This is a genomic window from Pseudomonas sp. 14P5.3.2 (assembly GCF_057799175.1).
In genome coordinates this window covers 90,550-111,145 of record NZ_JBYOKU010000001.1, presented here as the reverse complement: position 1 = coordinate 111,145, position 20,596 = coordinate 90,550, and the positions used below count along the sequence as shown (strand labels likewise).

Here is a 20,596-nt window from a genome sequence, read left to right as displayed (position 1 = left end):
CGATCCTAGTGCGTGCCTTCAGCGAATGTCTTGCGCGCGTGCCCGCAAAGAAATTTGTTTGGCGTAAGCCTTGGGGGATTGGCCGGTGTGCTGGCGGAAACAGCTGTAGAACGCTGACAGCGAGTTGAAACCGGCCGCAAACGCCAGCTCGTCGATACGCAGCGGCGGCGTGGCCTGATCCAGTGACTTGAGCAAGTGCTGCAAGCGTGCCTGGTTGACGTAGCGATAGAAGCTCTGGCCCAACACCTGATTGAGCAGATAGGAAATCTGATTGCGGCTGTACCCGCACTCCTTCGCCACTCGTTGCAGGTCCAGTTCCGGATCGAGGTACGGCTGCTGGCGTTCGAAATACTGCTGCAGATCCTCGGCCATGAAACTGATCTGGCGCGGCGACAAGCCCAGGCGACTCACCGCCGGGCGCTGACTGGGTGCAACGGCACCGTTGGTTTGCGCACGGACCAGTGAAGCGTATTCGTTGACCCGCCAGATCAACCCGTCCTTGACGGTAATCGCTTCGCTGGAACGGAATGACACCAGCCCGTCGCCGCCGCGCAGGGTCACTTCGTACTGAATGAACGCAGTGTTGCCATCCACGCGGATCCGGTCGCAATGCTCCAGCGCTTCGTCGGATTCTCGCGGCATGCTCACGCGCACGTACTCGCGCAGTTCGTCGAGGCCGAGGACCCGGTTCTGAAAGAAATCGTTGTACTGGACGTCCGGGTGATACAGCGCCATGACGCTGTCCAGATCGCGGTGCTTCCAGCTCAGGTGATAGCGCATGACCGTGGCGGCCGTGGCCGGGGTCTGTTCGGGGCCGTCATCGTCGGCGTGCATAAAGGGCTCGGTGCAAAAGAGTCGAGCTTGCCCAACTTCATGAAAACGATCAACGAGCAAACCGTAGTGGCCTTTTGGCGATCAATGACCAGAGCGTGACTTACATCAAAAAACGCGAAGCAATCGCAAAATGAACTGAAAAATCTCACAGAGATTTCACATCCGGATGCTACTTTTAAAGTCACTGAACGGTTGAGCCAATGAAGGCTCTTCCCACCTAACATGAGCAAAAGGAAGCGCTCGATGAAGAAGGCGGGCAACACATGAATAAAGCTTCGAGCAAAGTCACCTTCCCCAACGCGTGCCAGCTGATGCGCTGGCACTTTCATCCCATGGGTTTCGAAGCAACGATGGATGCACCGGGCAGCATGATTGCCCGTCTGTTTGATCGCGCCAGCGGTGAAACCATGATCGCTATCGCCGGCATTCCATGTGCCACGGTGATGAACGCGGCCGATGTCGAGCGCATTATCGAGGCCGTAGAGGATGAGCTGGAGGCATTCATTCCTCCGGAATCTTTCAGGAGTTACGCATAAGTTGTTGTTTTAAGTAAAAAAGCCCGCCGTAAATGCGGGCTTTTTTTGTGCGCGGCGGTTACCCGGTTTTTGCTTGCGAGCGGTGATCGACAAAGAACGCCTTGCCTTGCGCAACCCGATCGGACGCCCTCGGCATGTTTACTGCCTGGTTGTCCTGCGGCTCGACGTACCAATAGCAATGGCTGACCGCCCGAGTGATGCCGACATAAGCCAGACGCAGGATCTCGTCCTTTTGCGCCGTGTCATAAGGCTCGCTGTCACCGGCCTTGCCCAGCCCGGCCATGCGGTACACCTGATTCTTGTACGGCGAACTGGTCAGGTGCTGGCAATCACCGAGCAGGAACACGGCGTCGGCTTGCAGACCTTTGGCGCTGTGATAGGTCAGTTGCTTCAGGCGTCGAGCCTCGTAGGGCAAGCTCGAATCCACATTAACTACAGACTGTATATGCTGTTCTATCAATGACTTATCACTGCTTTTTCGATAAAGCATCAAGATTGAATCGCCGCGATTGTAGTGTTCGGCCAGGCGCTGACCCAAAGCCTGATCATCGCGCTCCAGCACATTTACCGGCTGCAATGCCTTGGCTGCGCCACTGGCCTTGGCCTTCTTGCCCGGAATTGCCGGCGCGGCGCGGACGATGTGTTCGGCGGCATCGATGATGTGCTGATGGCTGCGGTAATTGTCACTGAGCATCACCCGCGTGGTGCTCGGCGACGGGAATTCCTTGTTGAACTCCATGAAGTAACTCGGCGAACTGCCCCGCCAGCCGTAGATCGACTGCCAGTCGTCACCCACGCACAGCAACGACGAACGCTGTGCGCCCCGCCCGACATGCATGGCCGGGCCACGACTGCGGATTTCCGCAAGGCTGGCGCGGATCCATGAGACGATTTGCGGCGATACGTCCTGAAACTCGTCGATCATCAAGTGCGACATGGGCCGCAGCAGCTCATCACTCAGCAGCTTGAGATTTTCCGGCGAGTGTTCGCTGAACAGCGCGAACATCCGGTTGTAGGTCATCACCGGCGGCTTCTGATCAAGCAAATGATCTTCCAGGGCACGCCAGAACAGGCTCAGCGCCTCGAAGAAAAACCGATCCGGATCATCCTTGGCAAAACTCATACGACCGACAGCGTCCGGCACATCCAGCCCGAGGTTTTCGATGAAACCGGCCGCCGCGACAAAACAGTCCAGCAGCGGCGCTGAGACCAGTTCACCTTTGACCTTGTAATCGAACCCGGGACCCGCGCTCGCATCGCCGGCCAACGTCGACAGAACTCGCTTTGACATTTCATAACTATCTAGCCAAATCAATGGCTTACGGCAGAAAGCTTGAAACAGGGTGCGTTTTACAGCCCACTCGGCGCGTACGCTGAGCTTGGCGTTGGGCCGGCAGATCTGCGGGTTTTCCCGGGGATCGAAGCCAAGCACCACCCAGGCATCGAGGCTGGGGATGTAGCCATGACAATGAAAGGTCGAACCGTTGATCTCGAACGTCTGCCGGTTGGGCTCAATGCCTTTGATCGGCCAGGCACCGGCGCGAAACCACAGGTCTTCGATGGCGTCGCACAGTTCTTCGTCGCGTTTGGATGCCAGTTCGGTCACCGCCATGCGCTTCTGCACGTCCGGGTGATCGCGCTCCAGTTCCTTCAACTGCAAGGCAGCCTTGGCCAACGGCTGAATCAACGGGCGAAAACGCTCGTCTTCATTGAATAACCGGTGGTAGCAGGCGTTGAGCTGCTGGCGCTGGGCATCGTTGATCCGCAAATCGAACGGGTTGCTGTCGACGTCCTCGTCAGCCCCTTGTGGTCGATTGCTGAGGTTTTCAAAAGCCTGCAAACGCTCGAAGCCCGGCAGGCTGCGAACCATCGGCAGAATGCGCGAGTGAAAGGTCCGCACCAGATCCCGCGCCTGTTTCAGACTCAATATCTGTCCCCAGAGCGCGAACATCTCGATCAGTTTATTGATGAAATCCTTACGTGATTCGCGCGTGAAGGTCACCACGGTCATCGAGTCGAGTTCAAAGCCCATATAATGCGTGAGCAACAGAATACGCAGCACCAGCGTCGTCGATTTACCCGCACCGGCCCCGGCAATCACCGAGGTTGAGGGTGTATCACTGAAAATCATCTTCCATTGCGCGACGCTTGGCTGGGCGTGCTCGGGCAGCAGGCGTGCCACATCGGCCTTCATGCGTTTCTTCAGTTCGGCGCTGAGTGGCAGACGCCAATCATCGAACAGATGGTTGTCGACGCTCGGCGGACGATGCTCGGTGCTGCGGCTGTCACGAATCAGCAGGACCTGGCGACCTTCCTCCAGCCCTTCGAGTTTTCCTTCTTTGAAACCGTACTCCACACCCGCGGTGTGCCCGCTGCGAAACCCGTCAGCCTGACCGTGCAGCCAAGAGGCACGGTGCTGGGCGCGCAAACGCGTCAGGCCATGGCCGAAGAAACGCGCGGCCAGACGTTTGAACCAAGGCATCTCGGCCAACGGACGAAGTTCGGGAGGAAGATCGGGAGTGTGTTGCGCCACGCTGATGGGCTCCAGTGTGTGAGGCTGTTGGGGGCTATGGTGTCTTTATTTGCCCATGAGTTCTAGCGAAATGCTTACAGGTCATTGGTTTAGGCGATGAACTGAAAGTTGGGTGAGATCGTTTCGAGCCTGTTTCCCATCAATAGATTCGATGAGAATGCCGCACTTTTTACGCTTTTTCTCGATGATTGACTGAAGGATGATGCCCGTCATTAACCAACGGTCTCGCTTCGTGGCCTCTGGCGTTGCGCCCCATGACGAACCTTTTGAGGAGACGATCATGCTTGAACTCAGACCTTTCAACACGCTGGGCGGCGCTCATCACGGCTGGTTGGATGCCCATCACCACTTTTCGTTCGCCGAATACTATGACCCGCAGCGCATGAACTGGGGCAATCTGCGGGTGTGGAACGATGATGTGATCGCCGCCGGCACCGGGTTCCCACAACACCCGCACCGCGACATGGAAATCATCACTTACGTTCGCGAAGGTGCGATTACCCACCAGGACAACCTTGGCAACAAGGGCCGTACCGAGGCTGGCGACGTACAGGTCATGAGCGCCGGTACGGGCATCGCTCACAGCGAGTACAACCTGGAAGACCAGGAAACGCGGATTTTCCAGATATGGATTCTTCCAACCGAAACCGGCGCGCCACCATCGTGGGGCGCCAAACCGTTCCCCAAAGGCCAGCGCGAAGGGTTCGTGACCCTGGCCAGCGGCAAGGACGGTGACGACCAGAGCCTGCGCATTCGCGCCGATGCGCGGCTGGTCGCGGCGAATATCAAGGCTGGGGAAACGGCTGAATATCGTCTGGATGCCGGACGCCGAGCCTACCTAGTGCCTGCCACCGGTTTGATTGAAGTCAATGGCTTGCGTGCGCAAGCTCGAGACGGAGTTGCTGTGGAACATGAGTCGGTGCTGACCGTGACCGCGCTCGAAGACAGCGAAATCGTGTTGGTGGATCTGGCTTGATGGCCTGAACTGCAGGCGAAAAAAAGGGGCGACCGTCATGGTCGCCCCTTTTTTGTAACCTTTGTAGCGAGGGGACTCATCCCCGATTGGCCGCGAAGCGGCCCTTCTTTACCGTTGGAGCGGACTGCTACGCAGTCCATCGGGGATGAATCCCCTCACCACAGAAAGAACTCACCTCCCTGAAGATCACTGGGTGCTGATTGCTCCATCCACCAGCGTTTGCGCTTCGGCCACCAGTTGCTTGAGGTGATCGTCGCCAATGAAGCTTTCGGCGTAGATCTTGTAGATGTCTTCAGTACCCGAAGGACGCGCGGCGAACCAGCCGTTTTCGGTCATCACCTTCAGGCCACCAATGGCCTGATCGTTGCCCGGCGCGTGGCTGAGGATGCTCTGAATCTTCTCGCCTGCCAGCTCGGTCGAAGTCACTTGCTCCGGCGACAGCTTGCTCAGCAGCGCTTTCTGCTCAGGGTTGGCCTTGGCATCGACGCGCACCGAGAACGGTTCGCCCAGTTCATCGGTCAGGGCGCGATAGGCCTGGCTTGGATCACGGCCGGTACGGGCGGTCATTTCAGCCGCCAACAACGCCGGAATCAAACCGTCCTTGTCGGTGCTCCAGACGCCGCCATCCTTGCGCAGGAACGAAGCGCCAGCACTCTCCTCGCCACCAAAACCCAACGAGCCGTCAAACAGGCCATCGGCGAACCATTTGAAACCGACCGGTACTTCGTACAGACGACGTCCCAGACGCTTGGCCACGCGATCGATCAGACCGCTGCTGACCACGGTTTTACCCACGGCGGCATCGGCGCGCCATTGCGGACGATTCTGGAACAGGTAGTCGATGGACACCGCCAGGTAGTTGTTCGGCGCCAGCAGACCACCCGAAGGGGTGACGATGCCATGACGGTCGTGATCCGGGTCGCAGGCGAAGGCCACCTCGTAACGTTCCTTGAGACCAATCAAACCTTGCATGGCATGGCTGGAGGAAGGATCCATGCGGATCTGCCCGTCCCAATCGACCGTCATGAAACGGAAAGTCGGATCGACCTGCTTGTTCACCACGTCCAGATCAAGACGGTAATGCTCGGCAATCGCCGACCAGTAGCGCACCCCTGCTCCGCCCAGCGGATCGACACCCAGACGCAGCTTGGCGTCACGAATGGCATCGAAGTCGATCACGTTGATCAGATCGGCAACGTAGGTGTTCAGATAATCGTGACGGTGAGTGGTGCTGGCCTTGAGCGCCTGCTCGTAGCTGATGCGTTTGACGCCGGCCAGTTTGTTGGCGAGCAGTTCGTTGGCCTTGGCTTCGATCCACTTGGTGATGTGGGTATCGGCCGGGCCACCGTTGGTAGGGTTGTATTTGTAGCCACCGCTTTGCGGCGGATTGTGCGACGGCGTAATCACGATGCCATCCGCCAGGCCCGAAGTGCGGCCACGGTTGTAGCAGAGAATGGCGTGTGAAATCGCCGGGGTTGGCGTGTATTCGTCACCTTCGGCGATCATCACGGTCACGCCGTTGGCCGCCAGCACTTCCAGCGCGCTGGCCCCGGCCGGGGTCGACAGTGCGTGAGTATCAATGCCCACAAACAACGGGCCATCGATGCCCTGGGCTTCGCGGTACAGGCAGATCGCCTGGCTGATTGCCAGAACGTGCCACTCATTGAAACTCAGGTCGAAGGAGCTGCCGCGGTGCCCGGAAGTACCAAACGCCACACGCTGGGTGGAAATCGAAGCGTCCGGTTGGCCGGTGTAATAAGCCGTTACCAGTCGCGGGATGTCGACCAACAATTCTGCCGGTGCCGGTTTGCCCGCAAAAGGACTGATAGTCATGCAAAACCTCTGAAATAGAGTGGTTCAGGAAATACAGCGCAGTTTACTGGCAGTTTGACCACAGCGCGACGGGATCTATCCGACAGATTTCAACGTTCATTCAAGAGGTGCCAACCGCAGTGCATCGCCCAGCAGTGCAATCGCCCCTGCCAAACCGGTGTCACTATGATCCAGCAGGTTCAGGCGCAGATGACGACGGTGCAATCCCTGCAAACTGAACAGTTCGCCCGGCGCAATCAATACCTGTTGTCGGAGCAGGCGCTGGAACACATCGCGCATGTCCACCGGACGCAGTGCCCGTACCCAGACGGTCGCACCGCCTTGCGGTTCGACGACCTGAAGTGCATCGCCCAAACGCTCGCGCAGCAACTGAATCATCGGGGCCCGGCACTCCCTGAGGAGCCTGCGAAGTACATGCAGGTGCTGGTCGATCCGGCCGTTTCCAAACAGTCGGGCAATGGCTTTCTGACGGATCGGGGACAGTCGGAATGATCGCATCAGAAAATGCCGCAGCATTTCGTTTTTCCATTGGCGCGATAACACGAACCCGTATGGGGCCTCGATGCCAATGATTTTCTCGAAGGAGGAGAAGATCAACAGCCGGTCAGGATCCAGCCGATCACGCAAGCGCTCGCCGTCCACTCCCTCGCCAAGCTCGCCATAGCAATCATTTTCCAGCACCCAGGTGCCATGCTCGCGAAGCAGTCCGGCAATGATGTCGCGGTTATCCGCAGGTACCTGCGTGCCACGGGGCATGCTCAGGCCCGACGACAGGAGAATCAGCCGCACGCTTTCAGTCTTGAGCAGTGTTTCCAGAAGTTGCGGCTCCAGCCCGCCACAGGCCAGCAACGGCAGCTCGATCACGCGCACCTCTGCCGCCTGCAGTAACCGCAGTATCAACCAGTCACACGGCGACTCGACCAGAACGGTTGCGTGTTTGAGTTGCAGAACGGCAACGAGGATTTCCAGTACCCCGCGCAGATCCGCACCGATGTAGACATCCTCGGCATGCCAGCATTGCCTCGGCGAGGTGGTGTAGCGGGCCGCCAGCGCAGCGCGCAACTCCGAGTCACCACAGGGCTGGCCGAGCAACAGTGGCTGCCGGGGGTACTGGCGCAGCAGTTCGCGCTCCATCAACAGCAACGGGCTGTCCAGCGATTGGAGTGAAACCGGATCTTCGGCACTCAACAATCGCATCCCAGGGCGCCGCGCATTGACGTAGACCGTTTCGAGCAGATCATTGCCAAACGCTGGCTGCGTAACCTGCGCCACCGCCCGGGCGTAGTACCCGGACTTGGCGACTGAATAGATCCTGCCTTCCTTCTCCAGCAACGAATAAGCGTATTGAATGGTCGAGATCGATACGTTCAGACGATTGGCCAACTGGCGCAACGACGGCAGCCTGGCGTTGCCGTCGCCAGCCGACTCCGCTATCAACCGCATCAGGTAGCGATAGACCGCCTGATAAGCAAAACCGGGCTCCCGCGCAGTCTTCATGGGCCCAATACCGTTGACACAGATGCGCCGAAGAATGGAGCGCTCACCTCAACGTTCCGCTGATCGCTCACCCACGCTGGCGTCGATAGCCGTTTGGTGCGCGGCGTCTGCTGCGTTCGGGGCGGCGCCACGCACCGGCAATGACTCCATGGCGTAGAGACGACTGATCAGCCTGACCGGCAAACCACTGACATCCGTCATCCATTGCAGCACTTGCTCCGGGCCGTGCAGCCCCTGCATGGCACGATGCAAATCGGGCATCGCCACCAACATGCCGGGATGACAACGGCGCAGGAACCGCTCGAGGCCGGCACCACGGTCAATGAACGGCGTGAACAACAGGCAGACCCATTGGGTTTCATTCAAGCCATAGGTCGCGTGAATGCAGTTCGCCGCGGCCTCGCGCAGTTCATCCAGCGCCGGCTGTTGCCCCAACCTGGCAATCATCTGCTCGCATACCGGTTCCGGCACCCGTTGCTGCTGCATGGTCGCCAGCATGTGCTGAACATGTTGGGAAAATCCGGTTTCATAGCTGCGGCCGTCGAGGAATTCCGCCTCCAGGCCGCGCAAATGGGCCTTGATCAACGGGTCGGCATATTCGCCCTCGCCCTGGTGGAACACCCACTCCTCTGCCTGAAACCCGAGAAACTCGCTGAGCAGCGGCCAGCGTTCTTCCAGGTTGCCCACCGCCATGTCGTGAATGTCGACAAACGTTGTGCGACGGCATGACTCGAACCCGTCTTCCGGACGCCAGCAGCGGCGCTCGGATTCGGCGTAAAAACCACGATATAAGTCCCCTCCCAATCCGTCGAGCAAGGCGAACAGCTCATCGAATGTTCCGGCATTGGGCGACAGCGCACCGAGCCCCGCCTTTTGCACCGCCCGATCGAGGTTATCGATGAATTGCTTTTGTCGACGCGGCGACTCGCTGGCAACCCAGGCGTCGACACCATTGCCCCAGCGGGCGATCTGGCCGCAAAACTCCGCCCAGGCCAGGCATGCGTCATCCCACAACTCAAGCTTTTCGTCCGAAGCCCGTCGATGCCCCATCATCAGTAGGTTGGTGCGATTGGCTTCCGTACTGTCCTTGTCGGGCGGCGCCAGGTGATTGAATGGCAACACCTGACGATGATCCACCATCAGCAACTCGACCCGGGGATCGTCGTACAGAAACAGTGCGGCGAAGCTGCGGTGCATATTTCCGGGCGCCGCCCCCGCTCCGCTCCAGCGCAATGTGGCCACACGCAACTGAAAAGTGGCCGGCGCTCGACCAGCGATACTCAGCTGCGCGGCGCGCAGCAACGCCAGGGTATAGCAACTGTCACGGGTACCGGACGGCGTCACCATGACCTTGTATTCACCCATGCGCTCCATTCCACCCGCGGCCACCACCAGCCGCTGAATCAGCAATTGCAATGCTGTGCGTTCGGCTCTGGAAAAGAAGCTCAGCAGACGCTGCAATACTTGCTGATAGACATAGTTCATTGCCTGATCATGGATCGTGCTCATCAGTACTTTACCCGGCGTAAAAAATTCATATCGCGCATCAGCAGCGAAGCTGGCGCAATAAATTCATCAATAAGTAATAGACGATCAAATACTAACACTTATGCTTTTGAAGTTATTTGAAACACTTGACGCATGGAAGTCGATATCTTCGCCACTCTAGGTGACGTAAACCCCCGTCACCATTGAGTTTTCCCTGAGTGAAAAATATCTGAGGAAACTTCTTACAGCGTCCCACGAACATTGAGTACAACAAAAGCAGAACGACAATAGGAAATAACCTACAGCCATTAAACAGAAACCGGTATATCGCCCACAGGAGGAAATATTAAACACGGCAAACAAAACAGAATGCACAGACATGGCTCATTCCTTGAGATGAAAGTAATCATTCAATTATCAGGGCTTAAATGCCGATTAGAAGATACAGATAGCGGACAAAAACCGGTTCAGATGCACAACCGGTCACGCACCCTGTCCGGTATGTCTGATTATTTGCGAGGGGTACAACGCAAGAGTCCGTGGGGCCACGGACTCTGTTTGGAGGGCGTTACGCAGGTTCGACCTGAAGGGCGACCCGTTCGCGGCATGGGCATTCGTCCATGTAGCGATGTGCTTCGACGAACTCGTTGAACGGGAAGACCCGAGTCTTGAGTGGCAGCAGTACGCGGTCGGCGGTGAGCTGATTGATGTCACGCAGGGCACGCTGCAAGGCGACGGGGTCCTGGGTGATGCCCAGCTCGGGCTTACCGGTAAAGTTACCGATGCAGTGTACGAAGAACTGAATGTTTTTCTGGAACGCCGCACACGCCGGGAATGGTGTCTGGTTACCACCCTGCAGACCGTACAGAACCAGGCTGCCACGTGGCGCTAGCACATCACCGAGCAACGACATTTGCGGGCCGCCGAGACCATCGAATACCACGTCGACACCACGGCTGTCGGTGATCTTGTTGATGCGCATCAACAGATCTTCTTCCTCGGTGACGATGACTTTCTCGGCACCCAGCGACAGCAGGTATTCGCGCTCTTCAGCGGTTTTCGTTGCCGCGATCACCCGCACACCCAGGGCTTTGCCCAACTGGACAAAGGACGGGCCGGCGCAATGGCTGGCGTCAGTGACCAGGGCAAACTGCCCGGGTTTGACCCGTGCCAGATCGACGTAGGCGAAATAGGCGATCAACAGCGGTGTGTAATGCACGCTGGCTTCTACCGGGCTGAGCACATCCGGATAGCGGGTCAGCGCGGTGCGTGGCAGCACGATCTGCTCGCCATACACCGGATAGTCGTTCGGACTTTGCGCCGGGAAACTGGCCACCTTGTCGCCAACCGACAGATCGCCGATACCGTCGCCGACGGCGGTCACCACACCGGCCATTTCATGGCCGAGACCGGACGGCAGGCGCGCCTGGGACGAGGCCAGGTTCTGACGCCAGAGAATGTCGTACCAGCTGATGCCGATCGCTTCGACACGCACCTGCACTTCGCCGGGACCTGGCTGAGCGGCCGCATGCTCTTCGCATTTGAGCACCTCGGCCGGACCAAACTTGTGAAAACGGATCGTGCGGGACATCGCAAACCTCGTCAAAGTAACCTCTAATGCCCTGAACTCTATCTGGGCTTTTGACCCAAGACTATCAGTGGCTATTAATAGTCGACATGCCTGTCATTGATTCCGCAGTATGGACGGCATTGGCAAAATCGATGAAAAAAATACCGCAACCGGCTCGGTAAAGCTGAATTTAGCGGTGCAGAGTACCAGCCTTTCCCCGTAATATTCATGCCGGCCATTGTTCTCATATGGCCGCTCTCGTCAAGCTTGATGACTCTGCCAGGACTCCAGATGAATCGTAATGACCTGCGTCGTGTCGACCTGAACCTGTTGATCGTATTCGAAACTCTGATGCACGAACGCAGCGTGACCCGCGCCGCCGAGAAGCTTTTTCTTGGCCAGCCGGCAATCAGTGCGGCGCTCTCGCGCCTGCGCAGCCTGTTCGATGACCCGTTGTTCGTGCGCACCGGGCGCAGCATGGAACCCTCCGCCCGCGCGGTGGAGATCTTCGCCCTGCTCTCCCCGGCGCTCGACTCGATTTCCACCGCCGTCAGCCGTGCGGCTGAGTTCGATCCGGCCACCAGCACTTCGGTATTCCGTATCGGCCTGTCCGACGACGTCGAATTCGCCCTGCTGCCAATGCTGCTCAAACGTCTGCGCGCCGAAGCACCGGGCATCGTGCTGGTCGTGCGTCGGGTCAACTACATATTGATGCCGGGGCTGCTGGCTTCTGGCGAAATCTCCATCGGCGTCAGCTACACCACTGACCTGCCGGCCAACGCCAAACGCAAGGTGCTGCGTCGCAGCCAGCCGAAACTGCTGCGCGCCGACACCGTGCCCGGCCCGCTCAGTCTGGATGACTATTGCGCCCGCCCGCATGCGCTGGTGTCGTTCGCCGGCGACCTCAGTGGCTTTATTGATGAAGAGCTGGAGAAACTCGGGCGCAAGCGCCACGTGGTGCTGGCCGTGCCGCAGTTCAATGGCTTGAGTACGTTGCTCGCCGGCACCGACATCGTCGCCACCGTACCGGATTACACCGCCGATGCACTGACGGCCGCCGGTGGCGTGCGGGCGGAAGACCCGCCGTTGCCGACGCGCACGTTTGAGCTGCACATGGCGTGGCGCGGGTCGCAGGATAATGATCCCGGGGAGCGTTGGTTACGGTCGCGGATTCAGATGTTTTTTGGCGACCCTGAGAGTCTCTAGGGGCCGGATGGCGGGCTGTTTATCCGATCACTTCTGCCTTTTCAAGGACCATGGAGATCCATCCACCTCCAGTGCATTGCTACATTGGGGGCATATCTGAGGGCATGCTTTGGATGGTTTAAAAAGGATGCCCCCAGCCTGAGGCCAAGCAGGCTATTGATGAGGGTGAATGGACTGAAGAAGATATGAGCCCTCAGCCCTACCCCGTATCAATGGCCGAGTCGTAGTGAGCGCGCCACTAGCCGCACTGAACAAATGCGTGCGAATGTAAAAAAATATGACGGCATAATGCCTCGTCAATGCCCCCTCCTCCGCCCCATGCAAGGAATGCCGGTGAAACGCATCCAACGAGATTTCGTAACCCTCTTCAACTGCCTCTGGTATCGCGACTTTCCCGTGACAGAGGAGCACTCCATGGCCAACCCTGCCAACTGGACTATTCATATCGGCCTGGTGGTCAGGCAATGCGCGACCCTGCTCGGCGCTCGCGCACTGTTCGAGCAAGGCGGCCGTACCGATGCAGTCATACGTTTTCCGGAACAAACCCTGGCCTATGTGGAATGGGAATGGAAACGCGCCCATACCGATATTAATGAGTTCGAAAAGCTGCTGAAACGCGCCGATGATGCAGTGTTTCAGACCTTCATCGGCTACACCAGGGTCAATGAACTGCAGATGGCGCTGGAGCGCATACACGGCGTTTGGGAACACGCGGACAAGCCATTGCTGGTATTTCTCGTGACCTATGAATGGCACGGGCGCAGTCGCTATTTCAAGGAACTGAAAACCTACGAATTCGCCAGGGGCCGCTACAAACACGTTCGCAGCCAGCCAGCATTGCCCTGGCTGGTCAACCGCAAGACCTACAACAACGTCGGCGAGGATGCTTGAAGGTGAACAACGTCCAAGCCCTGAAGCTGGTCGATGCGGTGTTCGCCGACATTCTACGGGCACGCTCTGCCGATGATTTTTCGGCCATCGTCTCCCAGCGCCCCGACCTTCATGTCAATCGATTGGACCGTAAGGACTACCCGGAACTGCGGCTCTCGATCAACAGCGATGAGATTGCCACCCTGGTAGCCGACGGGCTGCTGACCGACGAGGGCGAGCTCCACCCCCGAATCAGCGCCAGGACCCTGTCACCGCTGGAAAAGCTGCTCTATTCCGTCGCCTGGAAGAACGGCGACCTGCCGAAGGTGACGCACATCGTCGAAGGAGTGCGCGGCGTCCATGCCGACACTGCACGGAAAAACGGCCCGGGACAGGTGTTCCACCAGTTTGGCCGCCACCTTGCCGACAAGCGCGAGCCCATCATCGACCAGCATGTCCTGCGTGCTTTCCTGCTATGGCGCGCCGATCGCAACGACGAAAAAAAGATGGACTCCATCCGCCGGATCACGTTGCTCAACAACCAGGTCTCTGGGATCAACGATTACAAGAGCTGGCTGAAAACCGAATGCTTCGACCCGCAACTGAAAGAGTCAGCGGATTACCTGATGCACATCGACAGCACGCTGTTCGCCCTAGGCAAAACCATCAAGCTGGGCAAGTGCACCGGATGATCTCCGTTCCGTGGCCATGAAGCGGGGTGCGGATCAACACCTCGTTCATTACTGCTGAAACACCTCGATGCGGTGGTCGCGCAGGTAGTCCGCCATCCCGCCTAGCACTATAGGCAAATGGGTATATTTATGACTAACAGCAACGGCAAGGGTGGCGGCGAAGTGCTTAGTCAAGAGCGGCGCCGGCGCTGGAGCCCCGAGCAGAAGCTGCCATGGTGCAAGAGCCTGGAGCCTGGGCAAAGCGTCTCGGTAGCCGCCAGGCGCAACGGTATCAATGCCAACCAGCTTTTCCTGTGGAGCAAGCTTTACCAAGAGGCAGCTTGTCGGCAGTCAGCGCCGGTGAAGCCGTCCTTTAGGCCTCTGAGCTGAACTATGCGCTAAAGCAAATCCTTGAGCTGCGGCCGTCTGTGCTGGCTATCTACCTATTCATGCCACGGTCAGTCTTGCCCAAGCAGGTAGGGCAATTCCGCATCAGCGCCACATCATGCAGAAGAAAGCGCCCGTACCGGGCGCTCGACGTGGCTGTTTGCCAACAACCAACGGTCTACAACGACCATACCTCCGAAAACTGCGTGGATTGCCGTACATTTTCCTCTAATTTAATACCACACCGAAGAGGTCAGTTGCTTCACCAGCAACAGAACACGTCAAATAAAATTATTTACAATGAGAGGCATAAAAATCTCATCTGAATTTTCTTCTAGCTTCTCACCAACACGACAATCCACAGTTGTATATATCGACGCATTTGTAAACCTGACGCAAGACCTTCCTCCGGATTTTCGCTCAAGGAGAGTTTTCATTGCGTCTGCGGGCAATTTAGCTTTCAACTGAGCAAGGGCGCTCAGCCCGAAATCTAGCGAAACAACATAGCTGTCACCACCAGGCAACGCAGTACCACTTCCAGTTGTGAACATATTGCCATCAAGCTGGGCAATGAAACTTATGGGAACATCTGGGAAGATTAGATGCTCGACCTTATGAAAGCCAAGCCTCTTGAGATGTAGGCCAAGGTCCTTTGCTAACTTAAACTCACAATTCAATGAGTTTTCTGGACCCAAAATCCTCTTCAGCTCATCTAGATACTGAGGCAACAGAGCTATTGCAAAATGCAATATAGGGTCCGGCTTACTTACATTAAAAAGCACAAACTCCCGGCCATTACACAATGCGAACATTGGCACACGAATCTCACTATGAATAGCATAAGAATAAGCCTGTTCAACGTGAGCCCCTGAAGTGATATTTTCGCCCGGCGCCTTTGCTTCAAGAAGCCATGAATACCTACCACTTACTTCAAAAAGGTAATCTGGGATACAGGTAATCTTTTTTCGAGAGCTACCAATCGATACGAACGGATGAACAAGCGGCTTACTACGAACAATTTTATATGGCTTACTAGCTGAATATCCTAGGCACTTCAATATAGGAAGAATAATTTCCTCTCTAACAGAGTCCTCCTTGAAATCTGGATCATCAAGCTCCTCCAATTTAAAATCTTTGATCGGATTAAAACTCTCCTCAATTCTCATCGAGCCTCCAAATTTCAGCCATTAAAAAATAGTCATAACTCAGACACTTAATGGAGCGCAGAGTGCCGAATGACGAAGCTATTGTCGTCAACCCCTTACGCTTACTTTCAAAAAACACCATCAAATAATTTATTCTAACTGGCAATTTCGCCATACGTCCCTTGCCACCTAAACCAATTATTCTCTCGAGTGTTTAGCCGCACTAATCTCATCGAACCCGGATAGCAAGCGCACATGCAGGCTTGAACTCCATAGCCTTCTTTAACTCCCCAGATTGCAATTGACGTGAAGCCTCTCCACTGCAAGACGGTAGCAACCTTACTTTAACCATTGGTGATAACTCTCACATCCGAGCCGGATACGCTCTTAATGTACGAGTAACTGGTGCCGAGCACAGCTAGCTGATCAGCGGAGATTTTGGCTGCCGAGATGGCTGGTTGGACGATCACAAAACGGAAAATCATCTCGTGATCGTGGCACTTATTGCGCAGCAGCTCTAAATCGACGGGTTCGCCCTTGAGGATCCTGTCAAACCCTTTTGACAACGAGTACTGATAGCGCTCCAGCAATCGGTTAAAGAACTTTTCTTCGGTGTGCAGCCACTTCACGGAGCGTGATGCCTGACCGCAGACCTCGTAGACGTCGGACACTCGGGCGCCCGGTTGATTCGCGCCAGGACAGTACTTGCAGTGGTACAGGTCGACAAAGATGGCATCCTTGCTTTCCTTGATCGCCACCAAATCGGCGATCTCGCCGGCGCCATCATCGTTGAAAATGAACGTGTAATCGTTCTCGATTTTGCTATAAGTGAACCCCTGAACTGTGTCCGGGTTGCGTTCCGCCCTCATCGACTCGCTGTGGATCTGGGTTGTGCCCCAGTCCCACGGTTCGATCAAGGCGACCGGCAGCTTTAGGTCCAAACTGTTGGGGGAGTAGTAGCGGTAGTTGCCTTCGACCATCGAACCATCGACGGCCAGCAGTACCAGCGGGTTGCTATCCAGGTACTGCTCGAACGAGCTCTCTTCAGCGGAGACGATCTTGACCCCTGGGCAGAAAAATTTGTAGGCGTCATCCAACAGTCGGATCGTGATATCCGGTAATTGACGCGCCGTACCATCGACTGCCGTTGCGCTGATGGGCACTTGCAGGGTCAATGCATCTACTCGCTGGGGCTTGCCCAATTCCACATCCAGCAAGTTGAACACCTCAGCCACGTACGCCAGCGAAATCTTCTGCTCATTTTCAATCAGGATCGACGCCGGCCAATCGGCATAGAACAACCCCGTCGGCCACGCCCCCTCAATCTTTTCCGAGCGAATTACATCCTTGAGTATTTCGGACGGGTTGATCGTCGCGTCGTTGAGCTTGTGCGAGGCACGCTTGCACCACTCGATCCAGTCGTTGATGCTGGAAGCGTTCATCTCCCAGATCTTGCCCTTGTGCGAACAGCCAACGGTAGTGCGCTGGCCATCTTCGTAGCCGGTGGCGAAGATGTTGGACTTTCTCGCCGTGCCGTTCTCGATTTCACTGATGACGGTATTGATGTCGCGCCCAACATGCATGGTGAAACGCAGATCCTTTCGCATGCGCGAAAGGCCCACGTTTTGCAGCTTCATGAGTTTAATGCCGTGTAGGGTGCGGAAGGTCGGCTCGCCGCTGATGCGCCGGGAATCCTTGGCGATCAGGCTCAGGAAACGGTTCGCTTGCGACTCATCCCCGGAAGAATGGACGAACAGCGTCTTGTCGGACTCATGGTAGTACGCCAGGTAGAGGATCCAGTTGGTGTCCATGATCGTCGACGTCTGCGCCCAGCCGACGGGCGTTTCGCGCCGCGTCACCATGATGATGGTGTCGGCCTCGTCGTTGATGGACAGGAGCTGCAGCGGCTCTTTCTTCTGCGAGAAGTGCTTGGCCTTCTCAGGTCGCCAGTCGTCAAGCTCCACGTGGTAGGCGACCGCACTGATCTTGGGGTTGGGGTTCAAGCCGAAAATGTCCTCGGCATCGGCATCCTCAGGAAACTGTTCGGTGAATGTCTCCTTTTCGATCTCGCGGGCGATTTTGTCCTGGCTGACATCACGAATCACCGCACTCCAGTCGGCACTTTCCTTGTACAGCACCGCCATCTGGTAATCGACTTTCTGGTTGGCGATATTGGAGACGAACTTGGCGTCACCGAGCGTATCATCGACTCGTGTTAGACGACCGATAAACTGCAGGGTAACGGCGGGACTGCGGTGCTGGTCGTGGATGGCCGCAATCTTCAGCTCCGGCAAGTCGAAGCCTTCGCCCAGCATGTCCACACAGACGATGATCTTGTATTTCTTCTCGACGATTTCACCCAGTAGCCTAGCCCGGTTCGGCACTTTGCTGTGGATAAGGATGGGCGAAAGATCCTCATGCTGCTTATACAGCTCAAACAGTGCGGCGGCACGTTTTTGCGACCGGGCACGTACCATCAGCAGGTGGTTGAACCCCTGCGCGCGGTCGTTTCGCAACAGCTCGACCGCCTTGTCAGCCACCACCTGGTCGGCCAGTTCCAGGTTGTACTCGCGCACCGGATGGAACTCGATCGCCTTGAAGTAGCCATCGATCTGGGCATCCTTCAGCGGGTAGTTGTAGATGATCTTGCCATCCAACGGCTGGTTGTCCTCCCGGAACGGAGTGGCGGTGAATTGCAGGCAGGGCTTGTCTTTGAACGCAGTTTTCACCCTGTCCCAGGTCAGGGCGGCCACATGATGCGCTTCATCGATGATCAGGTGACTGCACAACGCCGCCAAGGCCTCCAAGGCCGGTTGGTCGAATCGCTGTAGCGCTTGCGGCGTGGCGACGATCACATTGGCATCAGCCAGCTGTTGTACCTCGTCAGCGGCCAGACCTGAGCCGATAGCCCGCACCACCGGGTTGAGTGCGGTAGCCGAAACGGCGCCGATCTCCCGCAACTTCTTCAGTTCATGGCATTTGTCGGCCAGTTGGGAACGCAACGCGTCAGAGGGCACCAGCACAAGGGTCCTGGCCAATCGCCCGGCGACCAGCAACCCGAGCATGGTGTCGGTTTTGCCAGTGCCGGTCGGCATTACGATTGTTGCGGTCGTGGTGGGGGCCATCACCAAGTACCCCAGGGCGGCATACAGCGCAGCCAGTTGCGGCTTGCGCAAACCCGGCGTCTGGGTTTCCCGCACATCCAGATTGAAATTGAACAGATGCTGCTGCCAACTGCGATAGACGTCTGCGTACTTCCCTGCTTCAACGGCCATTACGGGTACCCGATTGGAGGATGAGGATTAGCCTGCCTAGCTAATGGCTACATGCTACCAGCGAAGAGCTGGCGTGGTGTAGGCCTGCCAGACACCAATCCCCTGCCCTAGCTAACCAATCATCCGGTTATCCCTTATGCATCCCAGCCTGCAGTACACTGAAAGCCATCAACGACCACCTTGCTCCGCTTCAGAAATCGCCAATGCTGATCGTCTGCGCACCCGTCGCGACTGGGGGAAAAATTGGGGGCACAGCTTCAAAATTCCATCCTGAAACTACCGCCCTAGAGCCAAGTAAAAATGTTCTTCGGCGACCCGGACAGTCTCGAGTTGCCTGCACATTAAGCAGGCAACGTTTTAAATGAAATGCGCCCGGCGGCTTGTAGTCCTTGAACTCAAGCCACGGACCGGGCCAGGCGATACAGCGACAGGCAGTAAAACGCCAGCGCCGACGCCGCCAGCATTCCGCCCACCACCCCAATGTAAGCAAAGCCAAACTGACTTCCCACCCAACTCCCCACCAGTGCCCCGCCGCCGATACCGATGTTGTAGATCCCGGAAAACAACGCCATCGCCACGTCGGTAGCGTCCGGAGCCAGCACCAGGACTTTCGACTGTAACGCCAGCCCGAAGCCCATGATCGCCATCCCCCAGAACACACTCAGCACGCCGAGGTATGAGACGTTACCGCTCAACGGCAACAGCGAAGCCAGGCACAAGGCGAGCAACGACACGCAGATGATCAGAAAGCGCTGCGGGTTATAGCTGTGCAGGTAGCTGAATAGCAGCGAGCCGAAAATACCGGCGCCGCCGAATAACAACAGCAGGAGCGTCACCACATCGCCGCTCATGCCCGCCACGGTCAGAACGAACGGTTCGATGTAGCTGTAGGCGGTGAACTGTGCCGTCACGACCAGCGCCGTCAGCACATAGATGGCCACCAGTGCCGGCCGCTTCAACAACACGGGCAGACTCTTGAGCGAGCCGGAGTTCTGACTGGGCAGCAACGGCAACACCTTCGCCAGACAGAACACCAGCGCCGCCGCAAAGCCGGCGATCACGATGAACGTGGTGCGCCAGCCCATGGCCTCGCCCAACAAGCGGCCGAGGGGAATGCCCAGCACCATCGCCAGCGAAGTACCGGTAGCCAGCAAACCCAAGGCCTGAACCTGTTTGCCCGGCGGCGCGAGGCGTACGGCCAGAGACGCGGTGATCGACCAGAACAGCGCATGCGACAGCGCCACACCGATCCGGCTCACCAGCAACACACCGAAGCTGGTCGCCAGACTCGACAGAATGTGACTGGCGATAAACATTCCAAACAGCACGATCAACAGCCGTCGGCGCTCGACATTGCGTGTCAGCAGCATGATCGGCAGCGACGTCAAAGACACCACCCACGCATAGATAGTCAACATCAGGCCAACCTGCGCGGTCGACATGTCGAAGCTGCTGCCGATCGAACTCAACAGACCGACCGGTACAAACTCGGTGGTGTTGAACACAAACGCAGCCAGTGCCAGGGCAATCACTGCGTACCAGTTGCCGTTGTTTGTCGCCGTAGAATCACTCATTTAAACGTCGTATTACTCTTCGATGATCGTGCGTAATTGTACGCATGCGATCCGTGCCCATCTGTCGGTTTTTTGTACACCCATTGCCGAAAAGCCTCATACGACAGGTGGTTCGATGACGACTGTACTATAAAGATTTGGTGACTTGTCCAACGGGTTGAAGCACTCGACGTTCACTTTCGAGTGCCCCTCGATCCCTCA

The 20,596-nt window shown here is 57.0% G+C and carries 14 protein-coding genes and 1 pseudogene; 6 read left to right on the top strand and 9 right to left on the bottom strand.

Annotated elements, in window-relative coordinates; genetic code table 11:
- Window positions 1–18: 18 nt before the first annotated feature.
- Entirely contained in the window at window positions 19–834 is an 816-nt protein-coding gene (locus AC27VU_RS00510; protein ID WP_226499291.1) for a helix-turn-helix domain-containing protein, read from the bottom strand.
- Window positions 835–1,097: 263 nt separating this feature from the next.
- Between AC27VU_RS00510 and AC27VU_RS00505 the strand changes: the two genes are divergently transcribed.
- On the top strand, window positions 1,098–1,370 hold the full coding sequence (locus AC27VU_RS00505; RefSeq protein WP_045122460.1) for a DUF1652 domain-containing protein: 273 nt from the start codon (window positions 1,098–1,100) through the stop codon (window positions 1,368–1,370).
- Window positions 1,371–1,428: 58 nt separating this feature from the next.
- Here AC27VU_RS00505 and AC27VU_RS00500 read toward each other — a convergent pair whose 3' ends face one another.
- Entirely contained in the window at window positions 1,429–3,903 is a 2,475-nt protein-coding gene (locus tag AC27VU_RS00500) for a UvrD-helicase domain-containing protein (protein WP_488723131.1), read from the bottom strand.
- Window positions 3,904–4,183: 280 nt separating this feature from the next.
- Here AC27VU_RS00500 and AC27VU_RS00495 point away from each other — a divergent pair, with 280 nt between their 5' ends.
- Entirely contained in the window at window positions 4,184–4,879 is a 696-nt protein-coding gene (locus AC27VU_RS00495; protein ID WP_003225024.1) for a pirin family protein, read from the top strand.
- Window positions 4,880–5,065: 186 nt separating this feature from the next.
- On the opposite strand, the gene pgm is transcribed toward AC27VU_RS00495, so the two are convergent.
- The 4 genes from pgm to AC27VU_RS00475 form a co-directional block, all read right to left on the bottom strand.
- On the bottom strand, window positions 5,066–6,712 hold the full coding sequence (gene pgm / locus AC27VU_RS00490) for a phosphoglucomutase (alpha-D-glucose-1,6-bisphosphate-dependent) (protein ID WP_473019666.1): 1,647 nt from the start codon (window positions 6,710–6,712) through the stop codon (window positions 5,066–5,068).
- 96 nt (window positions 6,713–6,808) lie between these two features.
- The gene (locus AC27VU_RS00485) at window positions 6,809–8,209 is read right to left on the bottom strand and encodes an aminotransferase-like domain-containing protein (RefSeq protein WP_488723130.1); all 1,401 of its coding nucleotides are present in this window, start codon (window positions 8,207–8,209) and stop codon (window positions 6,809–6,811) included.
- Between the two features lie 48 nt (window positions 8,210–8,257).
- Window positions 8,258–9,718, bottom strand: a complete 1,461-nt coding sequence (locus AC27VU_RS00480) for a hypothetical protein (protein ID WP_488723129.1) — start codon at window positions 9,716–9,718, stop codon at window positions 8,258–8,260.
- A 547-nt stretch (window positions 9,719–10,265) separates the two neighbouring features.
- Window positions 10,266–11,288 carry a zinc-dependent alcohol dehydrogenase family protein gene (locus AC27VU_RS00475; protein ID WP_488723128.1) on the bottom strand — a complete coding sequence of 341 codons (1,023 nt, stop codon included), beginning with the start codon at window positions 11,286–11,288 and terminating at the stop codon, window positions 10,266–10,268.
- Between the two features lie 270 nt (window positions 11,289–11,558).
- Here AC27VU_RS00475 and AC27VU_RS00470 point away from each other — a divergent pair, with 270 nt between their 5' ends.
- The 4 genes and pseudogenes from AC27VU_RS00470 to AC27VU_RS00455 form a co-directional block, all read left to right on the top strand.
- Window positions 11,559–12,473 carry a LysR family transcriptional regulator gene (locus AC27VU_RS00470; protein ID WP_027612769.1) on the top strand — a complete coding sequence of 305 codons (915 nt, stop codon included), beginning with the start codon at window positions 11,559–11,561 and terminating at the stop codon, window positions 12,471–12,473.
- Between the two features lie 333 nt (window positions 12,474–12,806).
- Window positions 12,807–13,364 carry a hypothetical protein gene (locus AC27VU_RS00465; RefSeq protein WP_172488780.1) on the top strand — a complete coding sequence of 186 codons (558 nt, stop codon included), beginning with the start codon at window positions 12,807–12,809 and terminating at the stop codon, window positions 13,362–13,364.
- Window positions 13,365–13,366: 2 nt separating this feature from the next.
- The gene (locus AC27VU_RS00460; protein ID WP_488723127.1) at window positions 13,367–14,035 is read left to right on the top strand and encodes a hypothetical protein; all 669 of its coding nucleotides are present in this window, start codon (window positions 13,367–13,369) and stop codon (window positions 14,033–14,035) included.
- A gap of 129 nt (window positions 14,036–14,164) precedes the next feature.
- Window positions 14,165–14,388, top strand: a pseudogene (locus tag AC27VU_RS00455) (transposase); the annotation flags it as partial.
- A 294-nt stretch (window positions 14,389–14,682) separates the two neighbouring features.
- On the opposite strand, the gene AC27VU_RS00450 reads toward AC27VU_RS00455, so the two are convergent.
- From AC27VU_RS00450 to AC27VU_RS00440, 3 genes are all read right to left on the bottom strand, one after another.
- On the bottom strand, window positions 14,683–15,567 hold the full coding sequence (locus AC27VU_RS00450) for a restriction endonuclease (RefSeq protein WP_488723126.1): 885 nt from the start codon (window positions 15,565–15,567) through the stop codon (window positions 14,683–14,685).
- 323 nt (window positions 15,568–15,890) lie between these two features.
- Entirely contained in the window at window positions 15,891–18,821 is a 2,931-nt protein-coding gene (locus tag AC27VU_RS00445) for a DEAD/DEAH box helicase (protein WP_488723125.1), read from the bottom strand.
- A 395-nt stretch (window positions 18,822–19,216) separates the two neighbouring features.
- A complete protein-coding gene (locus tag AC27VU_RS00440) occupies window positions 19,217–20,395 on the bottom strand; it encodes a sugar transporter (RefSeq protein WP_003225034.1) in 1,179 nt (392 codons plus the stop codon).
- Window positions 20,396–20,596 lie beyond the last annotated feature (201 nt).

What these genes read in the sequence shown, in the direction of transcription:
- AC27VU_RS00510 (WP_226499291.1), bottom strand. Translation starts at nt 834, where the DNA reads ATGCACGCCGACGATGACGGCCCCGAACAGACCCCGGCCACGGCCGCC.
- AC27VU_RS00505 (WP_045122460.1), top strand. Translation starts at nt 1,098, where the DNA reads ATGAATAAAGCTTCGAGCAAAGTCACCTTCCCCAACGCGTGCCAGCTG.
- AC27VU_RS00495 (WP_003225024.1), top strand. Translation starts at nt 4,184, where the DNA reads ATGCTTGAACTCAGACCTTTCAACACGCTGGGCGGCGCTCATCACGGC.
- pgm (WP_473019666.1), bottom strand. Translation starts at nt 6,712, where the DNA reads ATGACTATCAGTCCTTTTGCGGGCAAACCGGCACCGGCAGAATTGTTG.
- AC27VU_RS00485 (WP_488723130.1), bottom strand. Translation starts at nt 8,209, where the DNA reads ATGAAGACTGCGCGGGAGCCCGGTTTTGCTTATCAGGCGGTCTATCGC.
- AC27VU_RS00480 (WP_488723129.1), bottom strand. Translation starts at nt 9,718, where the DNA reads ATGAGCACGATCCATGATCAGGCAATGAACTATGTCTATCAGCAAGTA.
- AC27VU_RS00475 (WP_488723128.1), bottom strand. Translation starts at nt 11,288, where the DNA reads ATGTCCCGCACGATCCGTTTTCACAAGTTTGGTCCGGCCGAGGTGCTC.
- AC27VU_RS00470 (WP_027612769.1), top strand. Translation starts at nt 11,559, where the DNA reads ATGAATCGTAATGACCTGCGTCGTGTCGACCTGAACCTGTTGATCGTA.
- AC27VU_RS00450 (WP_488723126.1), bottom strand. Translation starts at nt 15,567, where the DNA reads ATGAGAATTGAGGAGAGTTTTAATCCGATCAAAGATTTTAAATTGGAG.
- AC27VU_RS00445 (WP_488723125.1), bottom strand. Translation starts at nt 18,821, where the DNA reads ATGGCCGTTGAAGCAGGGAAGTACGCAGACGTCTATCGCAGTTGGCAG.
- AC27VU_RS00440 (WP_003225034.1), bottom strand. Translation starts at nt 20,395, where the DNA reads ATGAGTGATTCTACGGCGACAAACAACGGCAACTGGTACGCAGTGATT.